This window comes from Bartonella sp. CR84HXZ, assembly GCF_042194535.1.
Classification (GTDB): domain Bacteria; phylum Pseudomonadota; class Alphaproteobacteria; order Rhizobiales; family Rhizobiaceae; genus Bartonella; species Bartonella grahamii.
This window is the reverse complement of sequence record NZ_JBHIMY010000053.1, coordinates 1-3,472: the sequence shown is the minus strand read 5'-3', so window position 1 is coordinate 3,472 and position 3,472 is coordinate 1. Positions and strand designations below refer to the sequence as shown.

The window sequence follows — 3,472 nt, the reverse complement described above, 5'->3', positions numbered from 1 at the left end:
ATGATTAAAATGAATCATCCACATGGAGTAATGAATGCATATATACAAAACGTATCATATTGCAAGCGCTCTATTAGGGATATGAAAACTTATCAAAAGAAACGTAAATAAAGCAAATGTGTATTAAGTGAAAGTTTGTAACAAAGTCCATTTTTACATTTACGAGCATTGGTTTTCAAAACAATCTCTCATAAGAAAAATAAACAAACGCTTTTATAAAATGTAAGGTTTTCAAGATTTTGCTCTGCTGTGAAATCTAGATCTTCGTTTTTCATAAATGAAACGTTCTTAAGAGCAAATGATAACTAAGTTATAACTGTGATAAAAAGAAGTTTTAACGTTTCTTATAAAGATCTCATTTTATGTTTCAAACGTTTAAACGTGCATTTAAAGAGGTTCTCATAAGTGTATTTGTACTTTTCATTAAAACCTAATTTCTTTAAAAATTAGCCGGTCCATTTTTGGGGGCATTATCTTAGAATAGAGCATTCTTTAAACATTACAGCTTTTGACTCAAAATTGAATAAAATCCCATACCTTATGATGTTACAATGGTTTTGAAGTTTTCTTGCTTGCGTTATATCATTAAAAAGCTTTCTCTTTCATAAGACATAACCTTTCATAAGACATAACATTGTGATTTTCATTCTATATGTAATGATACTATATTTATGCTGATTACTTATCATTTTCTAAACTTTTAGAAAGCGTTTTTAAAAGTGATCTTATCTTTAAATCCTTTTATGCAATCTTTATAAATTAAACCTATAAGCTTATGACAGTTTCAAACGATTATTCCTTTTTAAGGTTTCGCTCAAAAAAGAGCAAAACTCATACCATTCTTTAAACGTATGTTATCGATAATTCCAAACAACTAAATTTTAAACAATGCGATTTGAGTGATAAAAACGTATCATAAAATTTATGAACTGTTATGAATGATAGCTGCTTTTCATTTCATTTGAACGTTTACATGCGTTATAACATTTACATCATGATTTGCTTTTTATGGTCTATTCATGCATGGCAATCTTATATAAAAAATGATCAAATGAATCATGCATAAAAGTGTGGATTCTTAAGTGGATTCATATAAAATAATTTCACTCAAACTATTGACTTTATTGTATTTTTTAGTATTATGTCTTATATGACCGACACTAAGTGCGAAAGTGTTCTCTTATGACGATAAATATCTCGCTTTACTGGTATCGGTCCTCCGGTCTTAACCCGAATATAATGACGTGTCATCAAAATACCTCTCAGTGATTAGTCACGAATTCAACGACTATACTTGCTTGCCCAGCTTGTACTGTTTTGTCCGCTTTGGCATAGAGAGTAAGTTCTTCATCATAAGGGATAAACTCCTTCTGATTGGTAGGCTTAACCTCTTTTACTGCCTGTTGTTTGATTTCTGCTTCACCAAACTCATTGCCGCCAGCAGTGCACCCTATTTTTACCTTCGTGTCCGAAAATGCTGTCTTGACATACACTTTAATCGAAGTGATCAAAGCACCACGAGGTAGCGTGCCTATTCTCATAGCGTTTTCTTTATCTTCATAGCTAAAATTAAGCCGCAAAAAGCTTACCTGCTGGGTATGAAGATTTCTCCCTTGCAAGGGCTGTGGTAAATAATCTGCCATGTCTTATCCCCTCAATGATTTGTCACAAATTGCACAACCACAATACATTCACCAGCATCTGTTGTTTTATCCCGTGTTGCATAAAGGGTCATCTCCTTATCATCTGCAACAAAAGACTTTTGATCTGTTGGCGTAAAATCTTGCGTGCCTTGGGCTTTGATATCCTTTTCACTGAACTCATTGCCACCATAGGTGCTCCCTATCTTCAACTTCGCTTCTGAAAACGCGGTCTTGACAAAAGCCTTCATCGAAGTGATCAAAGCGCCACGAGGCAAAATTCCTATTTTCTCCGTAAGATGCTTATCTTTATGAGAGATATTCAAACGTAAGAAACTCACCTGTTGGGTGTGAAGATTTCTCCCCTGTAGTGGAGGTGGTAATTGATCTGCCATGTCTTGCTTCCTCCCTATGATTAATTATCAGGTTCACCGCTGTAGGTGGGGATAACAATCGTTCCAAAATCTTGAGCTGTTTGTGCGCTATTGGGCATCTTAAAACGTGTTTTCTTCATTCCTATTAAGGTTTTGGCTGCAACACCAAATTCACGTTCATAATCAAAATACTCTTCTTTAAGCGTATAATGCGTTGCACTGTGATTTTTGCCAAAACCAATAACAGCACTTTGCGCCCCTAGAAACACCGCGCGACGCACACTTTTAACAGCTGTATTATCTGTCGATTTAACACCATGGGTCACATGAATAGCTTCACGTAAAATAACGCCATTATACATGCCCAGTGAACCATCAAAGATTGGGTTTTTCGCACGAGAGGTTGCATAAACCGATTTTTGAATATCTAACCACTCACCAACGGCTGTATTGGTTCGCAATTGCATGACTTGTGTTGGATGCAAATAGAGGACATAAACATCATCACCATTGACATGAACTGGAGAAATTTGCGGATTGGCAAGTTTGGCTTGTTTAACCGCTTCATCAATCAATTTAAGACTAAAGCTATGTTTGGCTTTTTCTGTAAGATCTTCATCCTTGGTTTTTGCTTCTGGGCGGATAATACGTTCACTGCTTGGTGCCATGATTTCATTAAAGCCATAATGAACCGGCTTAATATACACTTCTCGACCATCAACATTGATCGTACGGGGTGTATAACCACATACCTGAAGAAAGAACATGATGCTTAAACGATTGGCATACCAACGAACTAAACCTTCTTTGGCTTTTTTCCGTAAATTGGGGAGAATTCTCTGTTGGTCAATCGAGTCATCATTCGCTACACGTGCTGCATGTAAAAGCTCGTTAATCACCAACCGATCATTCATAAATTGAAGCGCTTCTTCATTGCCCTCTAAGGTTTCGCCTTGCGTGACACCGTCCCCAAACAGATTGACAAGCAGACTAAACGTAACGCTATCCCCTGCACTCTTATGGGTTTCGTTGTAAAGCTGGATAATGCTGTTCGAACTTTTGCCAATCAGAGGAGCAATTTTTGTCGCTTTCAAAACTTCATTGCTTAATTTCTGTGACCACAATTTCACCGATTGCGGATCATGGGTTCCTATATGTGTTGTTGCCATTGATTTCACCTTTCTTTGCTGTAAAAAAACCGGCTTAAAGCCGGTGGAAAACCCGCATCAAGGCGGATTATGTTGTAAAACTTATTGCCTAATCAGGATCTGCACCCATAATTTCATAAAAACGGGCTTCATTCTTCGGATTTGATATCCAAGCATTGAATTCTTTCTCAGACATATTCGCAAGTGTCTCTTTGGTCATAGGACCCGTCACGCCCCCTCCTCCAGATGCCGTTAAGGTTCTCGCAGAATTCTGACGGCTTTGAAGTTCTGCAACTTGATTATTCGCTTG

At 37.0% G+C, this 3,472-nt stretch carries 3 protein-coding genes and 1 pseudogene; all 4 read right to left on the bottom strand.

Annotated features, from left to right (window positions below; translation table 11 throughout):
* Positions 1-1,262 precede the first annotated feature (1,262 nt).
* Positions 1,263-1,643: a hypothetical protein gene (locus tag ACFIKD_RS09080; RefSeq protein ID WP_375631879.1), complete on the bottom strand. Its 381-nt coding sequence runs from the start codon at positions 1,641-1,643 to the stop codon at positions 1,263-1,265.
* A gap of 11 nt (positions 1,644-1,654) precedes the next feature.
* Positions 1,655-2,035, bottom strand: a complete 381-nt coding sequence (locus ACFIKD_RS09075) for a hypothetical protein (protein ID WP_252619690.1) — start codon at positions 2,033-2,035, stop codon at positions 1,655-1,657.
* Positions 2,036-2,055: 20 nt separating this feature from the next.
* Positions 2,056-3,183, bottom strand: a complete 1,128-nt coding sequence (locus ACFIKD_RS09070) for a N4-gp56 family major capsid protein (protein WP_375647844.1) — start codon at positions 3,181-3,183, stop codon at positions 2,056-2,058.
* Positions 3,184-3,271: 88 nt separating this feature from the next.
* Positions 3,272-3,472 (bottom strand): annotated as a pseudogene (locus ACFIKD_RS09065) (hypothetical protein); the annotation flags it as partial.

What these genes read in the sequence shown, in the direction of transcription:
- ACFIKD_RS09080 (WP_375631879.1), bottom strand. Translation starts at nt 1,643, where the DNA reads ATGGCAGATTATTTACCACAGCCCTTGCAAGGGAGAAATCTTCATACC.
- ACFIKD_RS09070 (WP_375647844.1), bottom strand. Translation starts at nt 3,183, where the DNA reads ATGGCAACAACACATATAGGAACCCATGATCCGCAATCGGTGAAATTG.
- ACFIKD_RS09075 (WP_252619690.1), bottom strand. Translation starts at nt 2,035, where the DNA reads ATGGCAGATCAATTACCACCTCCACTACAGGGGAGAAATCTTCACACC.